The organism is Chryseobacterium sp. AC405b (assembly GCF_979258685.1).
This window is the reverse complement of the sequence record NZ_OZ409877.1, coordinates 634,925-655,805: the sequence shown is the minus strand read 5'-3', so window position 1 is coordinate 655,805 and position 20,881 is coordinate 634,925. Positions and strand designations below refer to the sequence as shown.

Sequence of the window (20,881 nt, the reverse complement as noted above, 5' to 3'; positions counted from 1 at the left end):
TAGCCTACTTTTTTTTGGTAAAATAATTAAATTTTATTTGCCTAATTTTTTTAAGAAAGTTTTTTTGAATTACATAATTAATCTTACACCTCCTAAATCTTCAACTCTGTGGCTAAAACGTTCTCCGGGAGTAGAAATAAACATGAAGTTTTTCGGGATATTCCATCGAGTACTCAACTCATCTACTTTATCTGGTGTGAAACTACCTTCTTCAATAATATATTCCATATCAATCGCAGGATATGCACGATCTAAAGCATCAAAATCTGATAGGAATTGCTCTGTAGGATGCTGATACTTTTCTAATATAGAAACAATAAACATTTTATTCGTGACTTCATTTTCAGAAACATACATCATTACTTTGTTCAAAGTAGAGATATCATCACCTTTTGAAAAAAATACGAATTTTTGCTGATTGAGTTTTTTGATAGATTTATACAATGATCGCTCACTTTTGATAATGTGTTTTCTGTATTTTTTATTCATTGTGTGAATGATATTGGCTATAAAGAGCATGATAGAGTTCCGTTCCAGCATCATTATGATTGCCAATATCGCAGGAAAAAAGTAAGATAAAAATGTAAGCAAATAAGTGGGATTAGATTTTACAGTTCCGTACAATGCAATTAAAACAGCAATAAGCGCAATGAGAACAGTGATTGGTGAAGCAATTTCAGGTCTTGGAAGTGTGGGCCTTCTTATTTTAAGAAACATATTTCCTATCGCAAAAAATGCCATTACTGTAAGAAATGAAAGTGCATATACACCTGCAAGTGGGCCGATTTCTCCTTTAGTTACAAGAAGAACAGATATACAAAGTAGGAAAAATAAGATGAGAATTCTATAGGTGCTTCCGTTCTTATTTTCCTTTAAAAAATAATTAGGTAAAATTCTGTCGAGGGTCATTCTTTTAATCAAACCATTTACACCTACAAAAGAAGTAAGAACAGCCCCACTCAAAACTGTGACTGCATTTATGGAGATGATGGTTGCCAAAACGCCACCACCTGTAGTTTCTGCCATATGCGAAAGAAAAGAATTTTTATATTCTCCTACTTCAGACATAGGCATAATTGATATTGCAAGAATTGCCATGAGCGGATTTAAAACAGAAACTGCAATCCACATATTTTTTAATGTTTTAGGAAAAACTCCAGGCTTTTGTTCTTCTACAAAATTGGCAGAACTTTCAAAACCGGAAATTCCGAGCATAGCTGCACTGAATCCTAAGATAAGCGCTTTTGAAATACCTCCGCCTTCCAATGGCATTTGCCAATTATCGATAAGGAAATGCAAACCATTGTTGAATAAAAATACGGTACAGGAAATCACCAAGACCAACATGGAAACCATATGAAAAACAAAAATAACAAATGCTACAACGGCACTTTCCGAAAAACCTAAAATGGTAAGTCCTAGAAATAATAGCAACAGAAAGAATGTAGCCCAATTTACATCAAAAACAGGAAAAATATGGTGCAAATAATGCATTCCTTCGCTCGCTGAAATTACTGCAGTAGCCATATAAGACAATATAGTAAGTGTCGCTGCCAAAGAAGCATTGCTTTTTGAAGAAGAATTAAGCAGGACATTATAGGCTCCACCATTTAAGGGTAGTGCTCCTACAACTTCACCATATATTTTTCTGAACAGGAAAAGTGTTCCCGCAACCATCAAAAGCGAAATCCATGCATACTGTCCTGCGACACCTATTGTGAGTGCAGAAACGTAAAGTACAGAAGATGTGATATCATTACCGCAAATTGATGTTGCATACCATTCTCCTAATTTTTTGTGTGTAGCCATCATTTATATTTAGTGTACTAAAATAGAAAAAATCATTTTGTTATTTTTATTTTAGACCTGTTTTTAATGATAAATACGCTAATCTTTGAATTTCTTCTTAAAATCATCGATCCTAAAATCAGTAAGCGCATTTCCTTTTTCAACCTTTTCTTTTGAATACAGTCGGAAATCGTTTTCAGTTTTTTCTAAAAGATAATCATAAGGTCCGACCTGAGAAATCAGTTTAACCAAAACAGGGGAAATTTCCAGACAAATGAATAGACCCATGATGAACGCTGCCGCAGTAGCAATGATTGCTGAGTTTTTTCCTAATTCATCCAACGCCTGAAGCCTTGCTGCAAATCCGTTAAATTTATCTTCAACGGTTTCAGTAGATTTTCTTTCAGTTTCCAAATTGGTGTAGACTTTTGAGATTTCTTTATCCAAATAGTTCAATCTTGGTGCAGCCTGCTTTTGATAATTTTCAAGATCGAGTCTGCGCTGTTCTTTCAGTTCTGTTTTTCGTTTTGCGTTCGGTCCAGAAACCCTCCTTACCGCTCGTTAACCCCGATTGTTTCCCTAAAATTTCTTTCTCCAATTCAACAGCAGCAGAGTCATACGATTTTTGATATTGGGCAATTTTATCGGTGATTTGTTTTTTCTCGGTGTCAAAAGGCCCGCTTTGCTGAAGAATTCTACCATTCATTTCACCTTGCAGCTGTTTTTTATTTCTCTGAATAATGGTATTTAATTGCTTGTTCACTTCTTTTTCAAAGATTTTTAGCTCCAGAGGTTTAGAAATAATAATTCCTAAAAATGTAGCCAGAATTAATCTCGGAATAGACATCAAAATCTGATTCCACCATGTTCCTGTTTTTTTAATAGAAGAAACGATGTATCGGTCAAGATTGAAAATCATCAATCCCCATAGAATTCCGAACCCGACTGACATCCAGATATCATCAAAAACGGTGAACATTGCGTAACCTGCTGAAAGTGTGGCGAAAATCGCAGTAAAAAGTACAATTCCTCCAATTCCTGAGAATTTATTCCATTCACTCGGTGTTTTTTTGAGGATATGGATATTTCCTCCGGAACACATCATCAGAAATTTCTGAAACCAATTTATTTGATAATGCGTATGATTTATGATTTGCTGACTATTTTTCATTCTTGAAAATTTATACAAAATTAGTATTAAAAATTATACCAATGTTACAAATAGTAATATGTTTTACCAAGTAATCAATTTTAATTTTGTAATATCCTGTATTTCAGATGTTTAAATTTATTTGAGTCGGTCAGGATTTTGTTTCAGAAAACTTTCCCAACCCGTATAACCTTTCGTATCAGATAAAGTTCCGGAATTGAAATGGTGACAGACTGCGACTGCCAATCCATCGGAAGCATCCAGATATTTTGTGGGAAATTCTTTTAGATTTAAAAGATTTTTAAGCATTCCTGCGACCTGTTCTTTACTGGCATTTCCGTTTCCGGTGATGGCCATTTTTATTTTTTTAGGAGAATATTCTGTGATAGGGATATTTCTGTGTAGACTTGCAGCCATGGCAACACCTTGAGCGCGTCCCAGTTTCAGCATAGATTGCACATTTTTACCAAAGAATGGAGCTTCCAATGCTACCTCATCAGGATGAAATTCGTCAATCAACGCCAAAGTTTTATCGAAAATATATTTAAGCTTTGTTTCGTGATTAGGGTATTTTTTTAGAATCAATTCGTGGATGGAAATCATTTCCATCTTGCCTTTTTTTACCGAAATAAGCCCAAAACCCATAATGGCAGTTCCCGGGTCAATACCTAAAATTATTTTCTCTGCTGAAATCATTGCTTCAAAGATAGGAGTTCTGAATTTGATTGGGAATATTGTTATGATACTTTTACTTAATATTTACTCTTCGGTAAGTTTCTTTTCAGCAATAGGAACCCATTTTCCATCATGACGAAGAAGAGAAATTTTGTCAACGATAAATTTAGTTTTAAATTCTTTATCCTTATAAAGTTCCCAGGCTTTTTGATAATTTTCCCAAGTCAGATCTCTATATCCAACAGTTACGTGAGGATTGAAAGCGTACGTCTTAAAACTAAACCTTTCTTTAACCTTTCGATATACATTATTGAGATGTAAATTTTCTTCGGGCTGAATAAAAAGAACAGGATTTTTAGGATTCGGAAAGCTTCCAAAACCATTTAAGGTAATTTCAAAAGGTGAAATATCAGTATCAATTTTCTGAAAAGCATCATGAATGTCTTTCTCCAAAGACAGTTCTCTTTCGAATGGTGAAAGTAATGTAATATGTGCATCATTTTTTAAAGCTTTAGAATTATTAAAGTGTAAAGCCAAATCTTGTTTAAAGACTTTAACTTCATCAATAATTTTCTGTGGAGGATAAATAGCGATAAAATACATTTTTTTCATTGAGTAAAAATAAGTTTTAAAAAAATAACAGGCGAAAGATTTTATACATAAGAAAATTATACATAAATTTGTTATGTATAAAAGTAGAAATTGAAAAATAACAGTTTATATAAAGGGACTTTGCAAAATATCATTTTGAAATTGCTTTCAAAAGAGGTAAAAATGTACGGTTACCAAATGACACAGCGTGCAAAAGAACTTACAAAAGGTGAGCTTGAGATGACCGAAGGTGCGCTTTATCCGCTATTGCATAAACTGGAAGCTGATGGAATGATTACTTCTGAGATCCAGGAAATTAGTGGAAGAAACAGAAAATATTATCTTTTAACAGACAAAGGTAAGAAACAGCAGACGACTCAGGAAGATGATATGAAAAGCTATTTGTTTAATCTTAATACTATTTTTAATATATGATCACTATTTTTCAGGAACGTGAAATAAAGAATTTTCTTCAGAAAAAGTATTTGAGTACTGTGATTTTAAATGAGGTTCACGATCATTTTATCATCCAGATTTCTGAATTGATGAAAGATAATGTGAGTTTTCAGGAAGCTTTTCTCAAAACAAAATTGAAGTGGCAATATGAATTGGAAATGGTAAAAGCAGATTTTTTTTCGTTTAAGAAAATCGCAAGAATAGAAAAAAGTGTTTTACAGAGCAGGTTTAAAAATATCACTTTATATTCAATTATCTCAGTTGCGGTGGCATTTATTCTATCCCTCATCCAGCCTGATTTTCTGCTACTTATTGTGTTTGCTCTTAGTGGAATAGCATTTTGTCTGATGCTGTATAATTTAATGTTTAAAAAGATGAATTTTAGAGAGTATATTCATTTACAATTTCATCCGCTGATTATCAGAAATCAGCTTCTTGCATTGTTGTTTTTTAGTATAAGTTATATTTTCAATGGCAATCCTCATTTTTGGGAGCCTGCTGCTAATCAGATTTTTATAGTTTTTACATTAGCAATTCAAATTCAACTGCTTTATTTAACGAGTAAAAAAGTCAATATACTTTTAGCATGATTACCGACTTTCAAATAAAGGACATCAGAAATTTTCTGCTTTCAAAAAATCTTTATTTTGGTTTTACGAAAACGATGTATATATCTTCGATTGTTTCTTTCTTAGAAAAAAAGCTCACAAACTTTTTAGGGATGTAATACACATCATAACTTGAATGAAAAATGGAATAGCTCTTATTAAAAGTTTTATAATCCAGCTTTTTACCATCCATAATTACAAATGATTTTTCTGACGCAAGAGGTGCACCAAATGAAACTTCACCATACATCTTATCAAAGCCATTATAATCCAATTCAACGACCTGTTTTTTTCCTAAATTTTCTATGGTATAGATTGACAGTTTTCTGTCATAAGCAAAGGAATTAGGTTTAAATTCTAATAGACTTTCGTACTTCAGAATATCTTTTGGAATTTCAAGAGAATAATTTCCATTTTCATCTGTTTTTGTAGTATAAACCTTTAAAACAGAGATGAAACTAACTTCTGCTGAAATTGGCTGCTGCTTATCTGAGGAAAGAACTCTTCCGGAAATCATAAAATTGCCATCAGATGTTTTCTTCTCTTCTTTAGTAGTTAGTTTTTTAGAATTAGCTGAATGTGTTAGTTCTATTTTGTTTGTTTCTGTAGATTGCGCAGGATAAGAATTGATAATACTTGCCGTGAGTGCAATTCCTGCTGCTACTTTCGTGAACGTTGTTTTTCTTGATGGTTGTTTCTCAATTTTTTTTCCTTCAATTAATGGTCGGTTTAATTGATTTTTAAAAAAAATACCACAAATTTTCCTGTCTGAGTTTTCTTCTAAAATCTTTGCGATTTCAAAATCTTGTAAAACCGAAAAATCAATCACCTTCTTAGAACAAGAGTTGCAATATTTCCCTTCCGGAATATCGTTCATCTTTTCTAATGCAATGTTACAAGAATTTTCAATTCTCAGATAATGTCTCATAATTTTCAGTTTAAATCAAAAACGAAAAATTTGACTTATTATTTCTCAGCCAAATCACAAAACCAGAAAACATATTCACCACCATTCTCTTGTCCATCAGATTTTGGTTTCGGATAGGTTTTCTTTACGGTTTCTCCGATTTCAAACTCAATTTTATTTTTGAAAATAGGTCCGTCAAAAGTAAAGGTGTGAAATTCTCCGTTTTCTCCGCAGGGATCTACATTTTCGGGTAAGTCTCTAATGAAATCTTTATCAATAATTCTACCCGCAAAACTTTTGTCAAGATAAGTTTCGTTCACACACGTTACAATGGTTTTAAAACCTAAATCTAAAAACTCATGGATGAGGTCGGTGGTAGGTTTTTTCCAAAGAGGGAAAACAGCTTCCATTCCTATGGATTGCAATTGACCTTCACGATATTTTCTTATATCTTCCAGAAAAATATCACCAAAAATAGAATGAGTAACGCCTTGGGATTGTATTTCATTCATGGTTTTAGTCATCATTTCACGATATTCTTCCATCGTAGGCTCTTTCGGAAGTTCCACCTTAATCAAAGGGAAGCCTAAACTTTCAGCCTGTTTTTCCAATAATGAAACACGGACACCATGCATCGAAATTCTCTGAAACTCTTTATTAATGCTTGTCAGTAAAGAAGTAACCTCAAATTGATCTTCTTTTAAAGTCTTATATAAAGCAAGGGCAGAATCTTTTCCGCTGCTCCAGTTGAAGATGGCTTTGGGTTTCATTGATTTATTTTGTAGCATCATTCATTTCTGCTTCAAACTGTGCTAATTCTGCTTTGGTACTTCCTTTTTCTGTTGCCGTTTGCCATTCTTTTGTGGCTTTAGTTTTATTGCCTAAACTATAATAGTAACTTCCTAAAACTGTATGACCTTCAACTTCGCCCATGCTAATGATTTTTTGTCCGAGCTTAATAATCTCAGCATTCTGTTTTGGCTTTTTGGTTTTGCTTGTTAAAACAGCTTCCATTCCTCCAATATCCTCCATTATCATTAATCCAAATTTTTCCATGCACGCCTTTGCTAGACCTCTATTGCATAAATCATCAATGGTTTTGGCGTAATTGACCATTACTTTTTCATCAAATAATTTCTCAAGATCATTTGATTTTGCCCTGGTTTTACGATAATATTCGTACAGGAGATTAGCATTTTTCTTAGCCAGCGCTTCATCTTTTCTGTTATTTTCAGCGAGACTGTCTTTCTTCAAGTCCCATCTGGTATTTTTTACCCAGGTAGAATTTCCACTCAAACGGTTTTTAGAAATTTTAAAAATAAAAATATCTTTATCCGGAAAAACTACGACAGAATCGTTTTTTATAAAATATTCGCCCTTCCCAAATCCTGCAATATCTACTTTCCCATTACCATCAAAGGCAAAATACGGGTAAAGAGATTCTTTTGAGTTGGTCATAAAATAACCTTGAAGATTGTTGTCTGCTTCTTGAGCGTTGAAAAATCCGCTGGAAATAATTCCGATCAGGAATACAATATATTTCATTATTTAAAATGTTTTTTTTTGTGGAGTAAAAATACAAAAAACTTCAAGGAATTTCTTGAAGATAATCTGTAGTGACCAATTTTACATAAGGTTATTTGCCTGGTGGTTTCCCAAAATTATTTAGATAATTAATCTCTGTTTTTTCACGTTCTGCAGCTTGTCTTTTTTGCAGTTCTTCAGAGTTTTTATCCACATCGCTTTTATGAGGAATCTCCATTGGATAAGATTTACACGAGACCGCAGATCCTATTAAATATATTGCTGAAATTATTCTGATAAAACTTTTTATTTTCATTTTTTTCTTAAAGTAAAAATACAAAAACCTCAAAGAAATTTCCTTGAGGTTTGATTTATATTTAAACATTTAGTATTAAAAACTGCCAGTCCGGCTACGGACCTACATATTCCTTCTGTACTTTCCACCCACTTCAAACAAAGCGTTGGTAATCTGCCCAAGCGAACAATATTTCACGGCATCCATCATGACGTTAAATAAATTTTGCTGATTGATGGCAGCGTGTTGTAATGTTTTTAAGGCTGCTTCAGATCTATCTTCATTAGCTTGCTGGAAATTATGAAGCGTTTCGATCTGGACTTGTTTTTCTTCCTCAGTCGAACGGATCACTTCTCCCGGACGAACCGTCGGTGAACCGTCTTTTCCAAGGAAAGTATTGACTCCGATGATTGGATATTCTCCTGTGTGCTTCAACCATTCGTAATGCATTGATTCTTCCTGAATTTTCGAACGCTGATACATCGTTTCCATTGCACCCAAAACACCACCTCTTTCTGTAATTCTGTCGAATTCTGTGTAAACAGCTTCTTCAACCAAATCTGTTAATTCTTCAATAATAAATGAACCCTGAAGCGGATTTTCATTTTTAGCCAGTCCTAATTCTTTATTGATAATCAACTGAATTGCCATCGCTCTTCTTACAGATTGCTCAGTCGGAGTTGTAATCGCCTCGTCATAAGCATTGGTGTGAAGTGAATTACAGTTATCATAAATTGCATACAATGCCTGAAGTGTAGTTCTGATGTCATTGAAATCAATTTCCTGAGCGTGAAGCGAGCGTCCCGAAGTTTGGATGTGATATTTCAACATCTGGCTTCTTTCGTCTGCTCCGTATTTCAGTTTCATTGCTTTTGCCCAAACTCTTCTCGCCACACGTCCGATTACTGAATATTCAGGGTCGATACCGTTGGAGAAGAAGAAAGATAGGTTGGGTGCAAAATCATTGATGTCCATTCCTCTTGACAAATAATATTCTACATATGTGAAACCGTTTGCCAATGTAAATGCCAACTGAGAAACAGGATTTGCGCCTGCTTCCGCAATGTGATATCCCGAAATTGAAACCGAATAGAAGTTTCTTACTTTTTCGGTAATAAAATATTCCTGAACGTCACCCATTAATCTTAAGGCAAATTCAGTAGAGAAAATACACGTATTCTGAGCCTGATCTTCCTTTAAAATATCAGCCTGAACAGTACCACGAACGGTTGCGATCGTTTTCGCTTTAATTTCAGCGTAAGCTTCGGCAGGAATTACCTCGTCACCTGTTAAACCAAGTAATTTTAAACCTAAACCATTATTTGAAGGCGGCAATTCGCCGTTATATTTTGGTCTTTCTAAGCCTTTATCGTCGAATTTTGCTTTTAAAGCTTTTTCAACATTTGCTTCTAATTTATGTTCAGCAATATATTTTTCAACATTCTGGTCGATGGCAGCATTCATAAAGAAAGCCAGCAACATCGGTGCAGGTCCGTTAATCGTCATTGAAACCGAAGTCATGGCATTCACCAGATCAAATCCGGAATACAGTTTTTTCGCATCATCTAAAGTAGCAATAGAAACTCCCGCATTTCCGATTTTACCATAAATATCCGGTGGTAGAGCAGGGTCTTGTCCGTATAATGTCACAGAGTCAAAAGCTGTAGAAAGACGTTTCGCATCCATTTCTGCAGAAACATAGTGGAATCTTCTGTTGGTTCTTTCCGGTTCCGCCTTCTCCCGCAAACATCCTTGTCGGGTCTTCTCCCGTTCTTTTAAAAGGATAAATTCCCGATGTATACGGAAATCCTCCGGGAAGATTTTCCTGACCTTTCCATTTAATTAAATCGCCCCAATCTGTGTATTTTGGTAAAGCAATTTTAGGAATTTTTAAATGGGATAAAGATTCTGTTGAGGTCTCCACTTTGATTTCTTTTCCACGAACGAAATAAGAGTAAAACTCTGCCTTGAAAGCCTGTTTCGTATCTTCCCAATTGTTTAGGAAGTCGATGTTTTCCTGTTGAAGGTCTTTTTCGGCTTTTTGATATTCAGCATCTAAAGTTTCATTGGAAAGAAAGCTTTTCACGCCTTCAATATGATACATTTTTCTGGCTAAATCAGCCTGTTTCTCAACATTGGCATCGTAAATTCTATTGTTTTCAACAATTTCAGAAAGATAACGCACTCTTTTTGGAGGAATAATGGTAATATCTTCAGAAACTTCCTGTTCTACAAAGCCTTGTAAGTTTAAATCAGAAAATTTGCTGTTTACTTTTTCAATTAATCTATTGTATAAGTCAGTCGTTCCGTGGTCGTTGAACTGAGAAGCTTTGGTTGCATAAACCGGCATATCACCCAATGGACTTTCCCACAACAAATGGTTTCTCTGGAACTGTTTTTTCACCGCTTGAAGTGCGTCTAAAGCGCCACGTTTATCAGATTTATTTAAAGCAACCAAATCTGCATAATCCAGCATGTCAATTTTTTCCAATTGCGTGGAAGCTCCATATTCGGGAGTCATCACGTACATTGAAACGTCTGCAAAATCTGAAACCTCTGAACCGGATTGACCGATACCCGAAGTTTCCAGAATAATGACATCCGGATGAGCCAGTTTCAACACATTTAAAGCGGAATGAATGAATGGCGAAACAGAAACGTTGTTTTCTCTCGTTGCCATTGAACGCATATACACTCTAGGATCATTGATCGCATTCATACGAATTCTGTCACCTAAGAGTGCACCTCCGGTTTTCTTTTTCGAAGGGTCAATGGAAATGATCGCAATCTTTTTATCCGGGTTTGAACGAAGAAACCTTCTTACCAATTCGTCTGTCAATGAGGATTTTCCGGCTCCACCTGTACCTGTGATACCAATGATTGGAATATTTAAATCTTTTGATTTTTCATCGATGGCTTTTACCAAATCGGGTTTTTCTTCTGAGAAGTTTTCAACTGCAGAAATAATTTTAGCAATGCTGATTGAGTTTGCAAAATCAATTAAATCTAAATCTGCAACGGTTACTTCTTTTCCTGTTGCGAAATCTGATCTTTTCACCAAATCGTCGATCATTCCCTGTAAACCAAGTTCACGACCGTCGTCCGGAGAATAAATCCTGTCGATTCCGTAAGCCATAATATCTTCTATTTCTTCAGGCAGAATTACGCCGCCTCCGCCGCCGAAAATCTTAATCTGCGGAGAGTTTTTTTCTCTTAAAAGATCGTAGATGTATTTGAAATATTCGTTGTGACCACCTTGATAAGAAGTTAATGCAATGGCATTGGCGTCTTCCTGAATAGCTGTGTTCACTACTTCTTCAGCAGATTTGTCGTGACCAAGGTGAATGACTTCGCATCCTGTTCCCTGAATGACACGGCGCATAATATTAATTGCCGCATCGTGCCCGTCGAATAACGAAGCTGCAGTCACAATTCTTACTTTGTTTGTTGGAGTATATTTTTGGGTTTCCATATCTATTGTAGAAAATTTCTAAGTTTCCAAATATAACAATTTAATAAAAACTTATTTTAAATATTCAATATATTGATTTTTAAATATTTAAATAAAATTTTAGAAATATAAATTTACTGTTTTGAGTTTTTAAAAAAACTTTATCTTCCATTGAGATTAAACGCGATGGAAGACAAAGAAACTTAAATATACTATTGCGCTCAAGATAAACAAGGCCATTTCACTTATTTTCGAAATACAAAGGTTCAAAATATACAAAGGAAAAGCACTTATTAATTCTGACGGCTTTATCACAAATTAAAATTCGTTATTTTTGCATCATATTAAAATGGTATGCAGAAAGCATTGATATATTTCGCTATAGGAACGATTCTTAGTTTCGCAATTAATTATTTTTTCATGAGCAGTGAAAATATTGGATTAGATATTTTTTATGCGATTGCTTTCGGTTTAGCTTGGGGGTTATCATATTATCTTGATACTCCGAAATTTACTTTAATGCAGAAACTTTTGAGTTCGTTTGCTGCAATGGCATTATTAGTTTTTATTGGATCTATTTTATTTAATCTCGAATTGGCAATTCCTGCTATTCTGAAATTCTCTACCGTTTTTGTGGCGTATTATTTAATCGCAAGTTTCAGGGCTAATAAGTCTTTGCGTAATTAATTTTATCAGCAAAAATTTTATCTTAAAAACTTTATTTTAAAATTTATGATTACATCTTATTATAGATGTTGATTGATTAAGTTTAAATAAGTTTTCGCAATCTAAAAATAATTTGTACCTTTGCACACCCTTATGGGGAATATTATGTTTAATCTTTAACTAAAACGTGTGAATACATTAAGTTACAAAACTGTTTCAGCGAACAAAGCTACTGCAAATAAAGAATGGGTTGTGGTAGACGCTGAAGGACAACCGTTAGGACGACTAGCTTCTAAGGTTGCAAAGATTTTGAGAGGTAAGCACAAAGCAAACTTTACACCTCACGTAGATTGTGGTGATAATGTTATTGTTTTGAATGCTGGGAAAGTAACCCTTTCCGGAAACAAGTGGGCAGATAAAACTTATATCTGGCATACCGGTTATCCTGGTGGTCAGAAGTTTATGACGGCAACTGAACTTCTAAAAAAAGATTCTCTGAAAGTATTGGAAAAATCTGTAAAAGGTATGCTTCCAAAAACGAGATTAGGATCTGCTATGTTCAAAAACCTTTATTTATATGAAGGAACTGAGCACAAGCATGAAGCTCAACAGCCTAAAACACTTAATATTAACGAATTTAAATAATTAATATGTCTATAATTCACAAAATCGGAAGAAGAAAGACTTCTGTAGCAAGAGTTTATGTAAGACCAGGTTCTGGGATTATTACAGTAAACCGTAAAGATGCTAAAGAATATTTCTCTACAGACGTAATGGTTTATAAATTAAATCAGCCGTTTATCCTTTCTGAGACTGTTGGTCAGTATGACGTTACCGTAAATGTTTTCGGTGGTGGTAATACAGGTCAGGCAGAAGCAATCAGATTAGGGATTTCTAGAGCTCTTTGCGAAATTAATGCTGAGTTTAGATTAGCATTAAAGCCTGCAGGTTTACTTACTAGAGATGCAAGAATGGTAGAAAGAAAGAAACCAGGTCAGAAAAAAGCAAGAAAGAGATTCCAGTTCTCAAAACGTTAAAAAAGCGTATGGCTATTGGCTTATGGCGGATAGCTTTAGAAAAATTTTTAAAAAATTATTTTTTAACCCAAGCTGGGAAGCCAGTTGCCAAAAGCAATCAGCCAACAGCAACTTTGCCCGTTACGTTTAGCATCCAAACACTTCTCCCATCTAAAGAAGTCGTTGATTGTTTAAGAAACGGAAAGTAAACTAACAAAAACAGAAAACATGGCAAAAGCAAATGTAAAAGACCTTCTAGAGGCTGGTGTACACTTCGGTCACATGACTAGAAAGTGGAATCCAAATATGGCTCCATACATTTTTATGGAGAAAAATGGTATTCACATTGTAGACTTACATAAAACAGCTGTTAAATTAGATGAAGCGTGTAGCGCTTTAGAAAAATTAACTTCTGCAGGTAAAAAAGTTCTTTTCGTAGCTACCAAAAAGCAAGCGAAAGAAGTAGTTGCTAAGCACGCTGCTGAACTTAATATGCCTTATATTACAGAAAGATGGCCGGGAGGTATGTTAACGAATTTCGTTACAATCAGAAAAGCTGTAAAGAAAATGAACTCTATCGACAAAATGAAAAAAGACGGTACGTTCGAAACTTTATCTAAAAAAGAAAGATTACAGGTTGACAGACAAAGAGCTAATTTAGAGAAAAACTTAGGTTCTATCTCTGACATGGTGCGTCTTCCTTCTGCAATCTTCGTTGTAGATATCATGAGAGAACACATCGCTGTAACTGAAGCTAAGAAATTAGGTATCCCTGTTTTCGGTATTGTTGATACAAACTCTGACCCAAGAAAAGTAGATTTCGTTATCCCAGGAAATGATGATGCTTCAAAATCTATCGATATGATCTTAAACGTAGTTTCAGATTCTATCAAAGAAGGTCAGTCTCAGAGAAAAGCTGATAAAGAAAAATCTAAAGAAGAAGGAGAAGTAGTAACTGCTGATAAAGATGCAGATTTCGACGCTGCTGCTGAATAATCAAAGATATATCTTTAAATAATAAAAATCCGCTGAACAAAGTTTAGCGGATTTTTTTATGTCTTGAATTTTTTTTTAGTTCGTAAGTTTGACAGAATAAGAGTTTGCAATAAATTTTGTTTTCTGATAAATAGAATTGCAAATCATTCCCGAAAAGTTATAATTCTGATTTTTAGGAACCATCACCGATCCTGTTTTATTAGCTCCAATCGGGATTTTTTTAAAATAGTTATTTCCGCTTATTGTTAAGACCATATTGCAGGCAGATTTATTTTCTACGATAACGGAGGTTTTAGTGCTCTGGGAACCATTTAGCAAATCATTTAAAACATCTGCTGTTTCAGATTTATAAGTTTTTGATAATGTCTGATATTCCATTTCAGTTTGTGCAGCAGGAGTGGTTTTTGTTCCGATAGTTGAAATTACGGGAGCAGCAGGTTTTCTTACAGGCTGTTTCGTATTATGATTTGCATTGCCGCAATTGATCAAGAACAAAATGGTCAGAATGCAGAAGAGAAGATTTTTTTTCATGAGCATATTTTCTTAATGTAAATTTAAATTTTATTCTTTTTAAATTTGAATAATAATTATGTTACTTCTTTGGCAAGAAAAAAGGCATAAAAAATTACCGTCTTCATTTTGTGATAACAATTTAATGAATTCTGAATTTTATGTATGTGATCGTTTTTCCTTTAGCAGAAAAAAGTTCTTCGTAATAAGTTTTAATATCTCTTAAATGTGGTGTATTAGGATCATACTCCAATGCTCCGTAAATGTCATGATGAGCTGAAATAATCTCATATCCTGCACCTTGCAGATAGCCCAAAGTATAACCATGCAAGAACTCAGAATCTGTTTTAAGATGTATAATTCCTCCGGGCTTTAAGAATTTCTTGTATCTTTCCAGAAAATCAGGATGAGTTAATCTATGTTTTGTACGTCTGTACTTAATTTGTGGATCGGGAAAAGTAATCCAGATTTCATCGACTTCGTTTTCTGCAAAAAAATGATCTACCAATTCGATTTGCGAACGGATAAATGCCACATTATTCATTTCGTTTTCTACGGCTTCTTTTGCGCCAAACCAAAATCTCGCACCTTTGATATCAATCCCTATAAAGTTTTTATCAGTGAATGTTTTGGCGAGACCAACGGTATATTCTCCTTTACCACAACCTAGTTCTAGCACAATTGGCTGATCGTTTTTAAAGAAGTCTTTTCTCCAGTTTCCCTTCAGTTCAAAGCTGTTGATTGCCTCTTCTCTGGTTGGCTGAATGACGTTTGGTAATATTTTATTCTCTGCGAATCTTGCTAATTTGTTCTTGCCCATGTATATTTTTCAAATCTTGCAAAATTAATGAAAATAAGAGAGATTTCATTTAAATTATAAAGGAAAGAGAGATGAAGCCGTTGTTTAGAGTATATTATTTCGAACTTCCTAAAGCTACCATTAAAGGTTTCTGTATGGTTTTTTGTGAAGCATATTGCGCTCCGCAAACGATGCTGGATAAAAGGTAGTCGCCTTTTTGTATAACGATAGAATTATCACCATGAGCAGGTACGGGAAGTCTGTATTTTGTATTCCCGATCCCCTCAATTCTTACAATAATATTGCAGTCAGATTTATTTTCAATCATGATAATGCATTCTTTTGCATTAGGATCATTATCAAAAAGTGAATTAAGAATTTTTACGGTCTTATTTTTATGCTCAAGAGGATTGTCTGCCATCAGCATGTTAAATTCTGAGGCTTCGGTATCTGCAATCACTGTAGTGATTTTGGTTTTATCAGTCGGGGCAACGTACACATTCGTGGGAGAACTTGGTTTATAAACTACCGCAGACTGACCTACTTGCAACTCTCTTTGGTATCTTGCAATCTGCTTCTGCCTAATGATTGCATTCATCTCATCAAAACTGATTTTTGTGGATGGCTTTCTTTTCAGCATTGCAAGCCAATCCTGCATCTGGCGTACTTTAGTATCTCCGGGAGGTGCATTTTTTATATAATCTTTCATCAGCTCCATCACTTTCGGCTTCAAAACCGATCTGCGGGGATCATCCGGATGAGCATCTCTTAAGAATGCATTAATTTCGTAAATGCTTTTACTTTTCAGAATCTGACTATAGTCTTTACCCTTTTTCTGAGCAGAAAAGCAGATGAAAAGCAATGTAGTGAAGAGCAAAAGTAATTTTTTCATTGGAATATAATGATATTTTGATGGTGTTTATTCAAATATAATATTTGAAACAGACTAAAATTATAATTTTTATTTATAAAGGATGTTTCAAAAATAATAAATTATAGATTACAAAAATTAATGAGAGAAAAGAACTTGCCATAAGATTGCTTATTTAACAACATCCTGTAAGTGAGAATTCCTTAAACGACGCTGGTAAATAGGCAAATACTTTTCAATCGGAATTTTTACAGCTTCGTAATTTCCTGTCTGTACGTATACTTCAATGTTTTCTGACGTGTAGACAAACTGAAGGAAATTGTCAATCAGATTTTCCGGAATTTTAAATCTTGTGAAGTAATCATTTCCCAAATAGTTTTTAATATTGGTGACCGATTTATTCATTCTTTCGTATGCCACAAAACGCTGTTTTTTCTTTCTCTCCCCCGAAAGAATATCGAAAATACTTTCTAAGCTGAATGTAAGTCCGCCATCTCTGAAACCTGCTACCGGGAGTTCTGGTGGTGTACCGTCCCCTTTAGGCTGTGGAAGTCCGATAACTTTTTGAAGTGCATATGCTTTGTCTGTTTTTCGTAATGAATTGACATCATATCTCAAATTACCTGTGGGTCTGAATCTGTTGATGACCACTTCCTGAATATCTTGATAAGCAACTTTTAATTCTATTAAGTTTCGAACATTAAAATTTTTGTCGGATAGCTGTACATCATTTCTTTCTGTAACGATCGAGGTAAAACGGATCTTGTCTCCCGGCTTTGCCTGAAGGGTGAAATCTCCGTTATAATTTGTAAGTACAGTTTTGTATGTAGTAAGATTGGTAACATATACCTGATTAAGATACAACACAGAATTGTCTCTTAAAAATACCTGTCCGGAAAAAATCTGTGCATTAATTTTAATAATGAAAATCAGCAGCAAAAGGGTAATCGTTTTCTTCATATAATGTGCAAAATTACATAAGAAAAGCATCATTTTTTTATTCTAGTCTGCACAAAACAGGTTAAAGTTATATTAAACTTTGGGTTAAACTGTTAATGAGTGTTATAAAATGCTGACTATGAAATTATTTGTCCCACAAACTGTTATTTCGGTGTTTCACCAAAAGCCAGCTTGTATATTTTACAGAGGTTACATTTCCAAATTCTGTCCAGCTCAAAAAGTACCAATAGGTTGCTGTGGGTACAGGTCTGCCTTTCATATTTCCGTCCCATGTAAAATTGTTTGAAGGTGAGCCTCGGAACACTTCAGCGCCATATCGATCAAAGATTCTGAATTCAAGATTATCTTTACTCATTAAAGAAGAGTAGTCTATATCATCGTTGACACCGTCTCCATTTGGAGTTATTGTATTGATAAGATCAATAATGACAAAAGTTTTTTCTACAACCTCACATCTTAGCGAATCTCTCACGTAGATTTTGTGATTACCACGCTGTACATTGTAAAAAATATTGGAACTCTGCCAAGTAGTGTTGTCTAATGAATACTCGTAGGGAGGAACTCCGCCTGTGACACCGATGGTTACTGTGGTTCCGTTGATATCAATAGAAGTGATAACCGGTAAAACAGATTCTGAAACATTCACAAACTGTCTGTAAACGCATCCGTCAAAAGTAAGGTCTACCCAATAATTCCCTGCAATCACATTCGAAATTGATGGTGTTGTAGCACCTGTGCTCCAGAGATAAGCAGTAAATCCCGAACCGGCATCTAAAGTGGTTTTAGTTTTCGGGCAAATTACCTGATCGAATAGAATATCAGATTTCTTCGGAACTTTTAAAGTAATCCTGATAGTTGCAACATTTGGGCAAAAACCAGCTTTTTCAAATCGGATAAAATAGGTTTGGGTTCCTGAAAGTGAAACAGCTCCGCTTATATTAGCAACATCATTCTGAGCATCGGCTAAAGTAGCATGGTAGCTTACAGTTACCAAAGGATCTGTTGTAAATTGTGGAATAAACTGTGCGAGATTCACTTGTTTAATCCCGTCTAAATCGTCATCACAGAAATTGGTGATTAATGATGTTGTGATAAGTGGCAATCTTGTTCCCACAGTAAAATTAATAGGCTGAATTACTGGTGCACAACCATCCGGTGACTCTACCCGAATGTAAATTGTGGTGTTCACAGTATAACTCCAGTTATTCGGAAGCGTATTATTATTTCCCGCATTGGCATCAATTAATTGTGCGTAATATCTCACATTGGTAAAATATGCTGGATTATTAAGTATTAATTGAGTGATATCAGATAAAACAACATTCACCGTACCGTCAAGATTTTCATCACACTGATTTCCAAAATTTGCCGGGGTAACGATTGCCAAAGGAAATAAATTAAGTGTTATCTGTGCAATATTCTTACAGCCCGCAGGATTTTTTACCACAACATATACAATTGTTCCGGCAGGAGCAGTATGTGAGGTGGGAATAAGAATTTGTCCCGTAGCATTTTCAGTTTGTGCAGCTAATAAACTGGTGTAGTATGTTTTAGTAACCGGAGCATTGGCTGTTACATTAGCTGTTGTCAGATTAAATGTTCCAACACCATTTACATTACAAGACGTCAGTGTAGCATTTGTTACGGTAACAGGTACAATATTCAGCGTTACGGTTACAGATTCGCAATCCGGAAATTCGGGATCGTTGCCACAGAATGTGTATGTGAAAGTATCTGTTCCGGTAGCAGAAGGGTTGGTTACTGTATACGTGATTACTCCTGAAGTAGTATTAATTGTTGCAGTTCCAAGCGTTGGTGCTGTAGTGATTGCAATCGTTGATACAACCGGAGTTTGAGTAGATGTTGTAAAAGCAGGTGTGATTATTTTGTTTTCACAAATATCAAAACTTGCAGTAGTCTGTTTTAAACAATTAAGAACTTTATATTGTGCTGTCACAAGCGGCGCACAGCTTCCCATCGTAACTGAGCAAGTGTAATAGCCCGATTGGGTAGGAGTAAAGGATGTTCCGGTAGCACCAGGAATCAAAATTCCGTTTCTGAACCATTGGTAGGTTTCGTAGATGATGGGGTCAACCGTCAAGATAATTCCCGGAACACAATCTCCGCCAGATTTTAAGATGACAGGCTGTGTAGCGAAGCCTGCAAAGAATCCACCATATCCAACTGCATCACTACCTGCCGTAATCCCTGCGGTAATTGCTTTATTAGAAACTACAGTAATAGTTCCCACGGTGTTTGGGATTCCATAAGTTACCCATGTACTAAGACCGGTCATATCAAAAGGCCCTGTAGTAATTGGAGGTGTTACTCCATTGACGGTAACGACGGCACCACGCTCGGTAACCAGATTTAATTTAGTTGGAATATTTAAAATTCCGGAAGGATTTGCATTTGAGTGAACAAAATTTTCATTGATTAAGCCAATTTCATTGATTTGCTTAGGTAAGTAGCAACTTAATGCCGGAATAAAATTAAAGCCACCGGTTGCAACCTCAGTTCCACTTACAGAATCTCCTGCAAGAATCTGATATACATAAGCGTTTTTGGTTGTTCTGATGTATAGATTATAATGATTTGTTCCCTGAAGCTGATATTTTGTATCTGAAACTACATAGTATTGACCTGTGTTGAGTGTGGTTATCGGCAAACCTTCATTGTTTAAGAAAACCTGTGTATTGTCTTGAGTAGCGATGACTATGGCTCCCTCCATATTGCTGCCAATATTTCCGTTTCCTTTCACCAATGCGAACTGAGTACCGAGTTGCTCTACCGGTACAGACTGATCCATCAAAATATCCGAACTCGTAAGAATATTTCCTGAATACTGACCGTTGAAATTTCCATTGGTTACATTCACTGCTTTGTCTGCGGTAATTTTTGCACCGATAAATCCGTCAGAATTTCCGGCGATGTTTCCGATGCCGTCAATAATGTAAGACTGTCCTTTATTTAAAATAAAAGTCATGGTAGGATTGGTTAATCCTGTTGTTCCGTTGGAGAATTGTACAGTAGGTTTATAGCCGGAAACAGTTACGATTGTATTGTCTTCTGTTGCCAGAATACTTGTCATGAAATTCAAGATCGTATTGCTAGCCGTAATGGGTGCATTTGCAACGAAAAAGTTTTTTCCTGTTGACGGAATTCCTTTGGAAGTAATTATTTCCGCATGGTTGAATACAGAAAATCTTAGATTCGCATAAAACGGAAAATCGGCTTTTAGATAAAGACCTTTTGAAGTAGGCGTGAATAAATCTGTTTGGGTAGTGGTGATGATATAATCTCTTAAAACATCAAATTTCTGGGGATTATTTTTGCTGATGGTAACAGTACCAATGATAATGTTATTATTATAAATGGTAACCACAAATGGTGTGGTCCGGCTTGTTGACAGATAGAGTTTCTGGTAAGGATTAGGATTACCGGTTCTGTCGACCATCGGCGCAAACCAATGCTCCCTATCCAATTGTGCGAAAGAAATAGAGAATATGTAAAAAATAAGAAAAAAAGATAGAAGTTTCTTCATTCTGTATTTGATTTTACCACAAATTTAATAATAATAAATGTTGAATGGTATAAAAATGAATAAAAAAACCACGA

21 protein-coding genes and 1 pseudogene are annotated in these 20,881 nt (G+C 35.0%); 7 read left to right on the top strand and 15 right to left on the bottom strand.

Going from position 1 to position 20,881, the window contains the following annotated elements; translation table 11 throughout:
* Positions 1 to 69 precede the first annotated feature (69 nt).
* The 4 genes and pseudogenes from ACZZZA_RS03165 to ACZZZA_RS03150 all read right to left on the bottom strand — a co-directional run bounded on the left by ACZZZA_RS03165 (position 70) and on the right by ACZZZA_RS03150 (position 4,225).
* Positions 70 to 1,809: an APC family permease gene (locus tag ACZZZA_RS03165; protein WP_463429765.1), complete on the bottom strand. Its 1,740-nt coding sequence runs from the start codon at positions 1,807 to 1,809 to the stop codon at positions 70 to 72.
* 78 nt (positions 1,810 to 1,887) lie between these two features.
* A pseudogene (locus tag ACZZZA_RS03160) lies at positions 1,888 to 2,959 on the bottom strand (DUF4407 domain-containing protein).
* 117 nt (positions 2,960 to 3,076) lie between these two features.
* Positions 3,077 to 3,631, bottom strand: a complete 555-nt coding sequence (gene ruvC, locus ACZZZA_RS03155; protein ID WP_463433726.1) for a crossover junction endodeoxyribonuclease RuvC — start codon at positions 3,629 to 3,631, stop codon at positions 3,077 to 3,079.
* 66 nt (positions 3,632 to 3,697) lie between these two features.
* Positions 3,698 to 4,225, bottom strand: coding sequence for a 2'-5' RNA ligase family protein (locus tag ACZZZA_RS03150; protein ID WP_463429764.1), 528 nt, complete (start codon positions 4,223 to 4,225; stop codon positions 3,698 to 3,700).
* 90 nt (positions 4,226 to 4,315) lie between these two features.
* Between ACZZZA_RS03150 and ACZZZA_RS03145 the strand changes: the two genes are divergently transcribed.
* Positions 4,316 to 4,639, top strand: coding sequence for a PadR family transcriptional regulator (locus ACZZZA_RS03145; protein WP_463429763.1), 324 nt, complete (start codon positions 4,316 to 4,318; stop codon positions 4,637 to 4,639).
* Positions 4,636 to 5,250, top strand: coding sequence for a hypothetical protein (locus ACZZZA_RS03140; protein ID WP_463429762.1), 615 nt, complete (start codon positions 4,636 to 4,638; stop codon positions 5,248 to 5,250). The genes ACZZZA_RS03145 and ACZZZA_RS03140 overlap by 4 nt, the downstream gene beginning before the upstream one ends.
* A 52-nt stretch (positions 5,251 to 5,302) precedes the next feature.
* Here ACZZZA_RS03140 and ACZZZA_RS03135 read toward each other — a convergent pair whose 3' ends face one another.
* The 6 genes from ACZZZA_RS03135 to ACZZZA_RS03110 all read right to left on the bottom strand — a co-directional run bounded on the left by ACZZZA_RS03135 (position 5,303) and on the right by ACZZZA_RS03110 (position 11,466).
* On the bottom strand, positions 5,303 to 6,196 hold the full coding sequence (locus ACZZZA_RS03135) for a hypothetical protein (protein ID WP_463429761.1): 894 nt from the start codon (positions 6,194 to 6,196) through the stop codon (positions 5,303 to 5,305).
* A gap of 38 nt (positions 6,197 to 6,234) precedes the next feature.
* Entirely contained in the window at positions 6,235 to 6,945 is a 711-nt protein-coding gene (locus tag ACZZZA_RS03130) for a Dph6-related ATP pyrophosphatase (RefSeq protein WP_463429760.1), read from the bottom strand.
* 4 nt (positions 6,946 to 6,949) lie between these two features.
* The gene (locus ACZZZA_RS03125) at positions 6,950 to 7,720 is read right to left on the bottom strand and encodes a hypothetical protein (RefSeq protein WP_463429759.1); all 771 of its coding nucleotides are present in this window, start codon (positions 7,718 to 7,720) and stop codon (positions 6,950 to 6,952) included.
* A gap of 91 nt (positions 7,721 to 7,811) precedes the next feature.
* Positions 7,812 to 8,015, bottom strand: coding sequence for a hypothetical protein (locus ACZZZA_RS03120; RefSeq protein WP_463429758.1), 204 nt, complete (start codon positions 8,013 to 8,015; stop codon positions 7,812 to 7,814).
* A 102-nt stretch (positions 8,016 to 8,117) separates the two neighbouring features.
* Complete coding sequence (locus tag ACZZZA_RS03115; protein ID WP_463429757.1) at positions 8,118 to 9,740, bottom strand: methylmalonyl-CoA mutase family protein; 1,623 nt, start codon at positions 9,738 to 9,740, stop codon at positions 8,118 to 8,120.
* On the bottom strand, positions 9,649 to 11,466 hold the full coding sequence (locus ACZZZA_RS03110; protein ID WP_463429756.1) for a cobalamin-dependent protein: 1,818 nt from the start codon (positions 11,464 to 11,466) through the stop codon (positions 9,649 to 9,651). The genes ACZZZA_RS03115 and ACZZZA_RS03110 overlap by 92 nt, the downstream gene beginning before the upstream one ends.
* Before the next feature lie 333 nt (positions 11,467 to 11,799).
* Here ACZZZA_RS03110 and ACZZZA_RS03105 point away from each other — a divergent pair, with 333 nt between their 5' ends.
* The 5 genes from ACZZZA_RS03105 (at position 11,800) to rpsB (ending at position 14,123) form a co-directional block, all read left to right on the top strand.
* Complete coding sequence (locus tag ACZZZA_RS03105; RefSeq protein ID WP_463429755.1) at positions 11,800 to 12,132, top strand: hypothetical protein; 333 nt, start codon at positions 11,800 to 11,802, stop codon at positions 12,130 to 12,132.
* Between the two features lie 168 nt (positions 12,133 to 12,300).
* A complete protein-coding gene (rplM, locus tag ACZZZA_RS03100; protein ID WP_463429754.1) occupies positions 12,301 to 12,756 on the top strand; it encodes a 50S ribosomal protein L13 in 456 nt (151 codons plus the stop codon).
* Between the two features lie 5 nt (positions 12,757 to 12,761).
* Positions 12,762 to 13,148 (top strand): 30S ribosomal protein S9, encoded by a 387-nt coding sequence (gene rpsI, locus ACZZZA_RS03095; RefSeq protein WP_463429753.1) that lies wholly within the window; start codon positions 12,762 to 12,764, stop codon positions 13,146 to 13,148.
* An 8-nt stretch (positions 13,149 to 13,156) separates the two neighbouring features.
* Complete coding sequence (locus ACZZZA_RS03090; protein ID WP_047445144.1) at positions 13,157 to 13,336, top strand: hypothetical protein; 180 nt, start codon at positions 13,157 to 13,159, stop codon at positions 13,334 to 13,336.
* Positions 13,337 to 13,355: 19 nt separating this feature from the next.
* Positions 13,356 to 14,123 (top strand): 30S ribosomal protein S2, encoded by a 768-nt coding sequence (gene rpsB / locus ACZZZA_RS03085; protein ID WP_463429752.1) that lies wholly within the window; start codon positions 13,356 to 13,358, stop codon positions 14,121 to 14,123.
* Positions 14,124 to 14,198: 75 nt separating this feature from the next.
* On the opposite strand, the gene ACZZZA_RS03080 is transcribed toward rpsB, so the two are convergent.
* The 5 genes from ACZZZA_RS03080 to ACZZZA_RS03060 all read right to left on the bottom strand — a co-directional run bounded on the left by ACZZZA_RS03080 (position 14,199) and on the right by ACZZZA_RS03060 (position 20,807).
* A complete protein-coding gene (locus tag ACZZZA_RS03080) occupies positions 14,199 to 14,654 on the bottom strand; it encodes a DUF6759 domain-containing protein (RefSeq protein ID WP_463429751.1) in 456 nt (151 codons plus the stop codon).
* A 121-nt stretch (positions 14,655 to 14,775) separates the two neighbouring features.
* On the bottom strand, positions 14,776 to 15,453 hold the full coding sequence (gene trmB, locus ACZZZA_RS03075) for a tRNA (guanosine(46)-N7)-methyltransferase TrmB (RefSeq protein WP_463429750.1): 678 nt from the start codon (positions 15,451 to 15,453) through the stop codon (positions 14,776 to 14,778).
* A gap of 94 nt (positions 15,454 to 15,547) precedes the next feature.
* Positions 15,548 to 16,324: a DUF6759 domain-containing protein gene (locus ACZZZA_RS03070; RefSeq protein ID WP_463429749.1), complete on the bottom strand. Its 777-nt coding sequence runs from the start codon at positions 16,322 to 16,324 to the stop codon at positions 15,548 to 15,550.
* Positions 16,325 to 16,474: 150 nt separating this feature from the next.
* A complete protein-coding gene (locus ACZZZA_RS03065; RefSeq protein WP_463429748.1) occupies positions 16,475 to 17,296 on the bottom strand; it encodes a hypothetical protein in 822 nt (273 codons plus the stop codon).
* A 91-nt stretch (positions 17,297 to 17,387) separates the two neighbouring features.
* Positions 17,388 to 20,807 (bottom strand): T9SS type B sorting domain-containing protein, encoded by a 3,420-nt coding sequence (locus ACZZZA_RS03060; RefSeq protein ID WP_463429747.1) that lies wholly within the window; start codon positions 20,805 to 20,807, stop codon positions 17,388 to 17,390.
* Positions 20,808 to 20,881 lie beyond the last annotated feature (74 nt).

What these genes read in the sequence shown, in the direction of transcription:
- ACZZZA_RS03090 (WP_047445144.1), top strand. Translation starts at nt 13,157, where the DNA reads ATGGCTATTGGCTTATGGCGGATAGCTTTAGAAAAATTTTTAAAAAAT.
- ACZZZA_RS03080 (WP_463429751.1), bottom strand. Translation starts at nt 14,654, where the DNA reads ATGAAAAAAAATCTTCTCTTCTGCATTCTGACCATTTTGTTCTTGATC.
- ACZZZA_RS03130 (WP_463429760.1), bottom strand. Translation starts at nt 6,945, where the DNA reads ATGAAACCCAAAGCCATCTTCAACTGGAGCAGCGGAAAAGATTCTGCC.
- ACZZZA_RS03060 (WP_463429747.1), bottom strand. Translation starts at nt 20,807, where the DNA reads ATGAAGAAACTTCTATCTTTTTTTCTTATTTTTTACATATTCTCTATT.
- ACZZZA_RS03120 (WP_463429758.1), bottom strand. Translation starts at nt 8,015, where the DNA reads ATGAAAATAAAAAGTTTTATCAGAATAATTTCAGCAATATATTTAATA.
- ACZZZA_RS03110 (WP_463429756.1), bottom strand. Translation starts at nt 11,466, where the DNA reads ATGGAAACCCAAAAATATACTCCAACAAACAAAGTAAGAATTGTGACT.
- ACZZZA_RS03135 (WP_463429761.1), bottom strand. Translation starts at nt 6,196, where the DNA reads ATGAGACATTATCTGAGAATTGAAAATTCTTGTAACATTGCATTAGAA.
- trmB (WP_463429750.1), bottom strand. Translation starts at nt 15,453, where the DNA reads ATGGGCAAGAACAAATTAGCAAGATTCGCAGAGAATAAAATATTACCA.
- ACZZZA_RS03070 (WP_463429749.1), bottom strand. Translation starts at nt 16,324, where the DNA reads ATGAAAAAATTACTTTTGCTCTTCACTACATTGCTTTTCATCTGCTTT.
- ACZZZA_RS03140 (WP_463429762.1), top strand. Translation starts at nt 4,636, where the DNA reads ATGATCACTATTTTTCAGGAACGTGAAATAAAGAATTTTCTTCAGAAA.
- ACZZZA_RS03150 (WP_463429764.1), bottom strand. Translation starts at nt 4,225, where the DNA reads ATGAAAAAAATGTATTTTATCGCTATTTATCCTCCACAGAAAATTATT.
- ACZZZA_RS03065 (WP_463429748.1), bottom strand. Translation starts at nt 17,296, where the DNA reads ATGATGCTTTTCTTATGTAATTTTGCACATTATATGAAGAAAACGATT.
- ACZZZA_RS03165 (WP_463429765.1), bottom strand. Translation starts at nt 1,809, where the DNA reads ATGGCTACACACAAAAAATTAGGAGAATGGTATGCAACATCAATTTGC.
- rpsB (WP_463429752.1), top strand. Translation starts at nt 13,356, where the DNA reads ATGGCAAAAGCAAATGTAAAAGACCTTCTAGAGGCTGGTGTACACTTC.
- rpsI (WP_463429753.1), top strand. Translation starts at nt 12,762, where the DNA reads ATGTCTATAATTCACAAAATCGGAAGAAGAAAGACTTCTGTAGCAAGA.
- ACZZZA_RS03125 (WP_463429759.1), bottom strand. Translation starts at nt 7,720, where the DNA reads ATGAAATATATTGTATTCCTGATCGGAATTATTTCCAGCGGATTTTTC.
- ACZZZA_RS03105 (WP_463429755.1), top strand. Translation starts at nt 11,800, where the DNA reads ATGCAGAAAGCATTGATATATTTCGCTATAGGAACGATTCTTAGTTTC.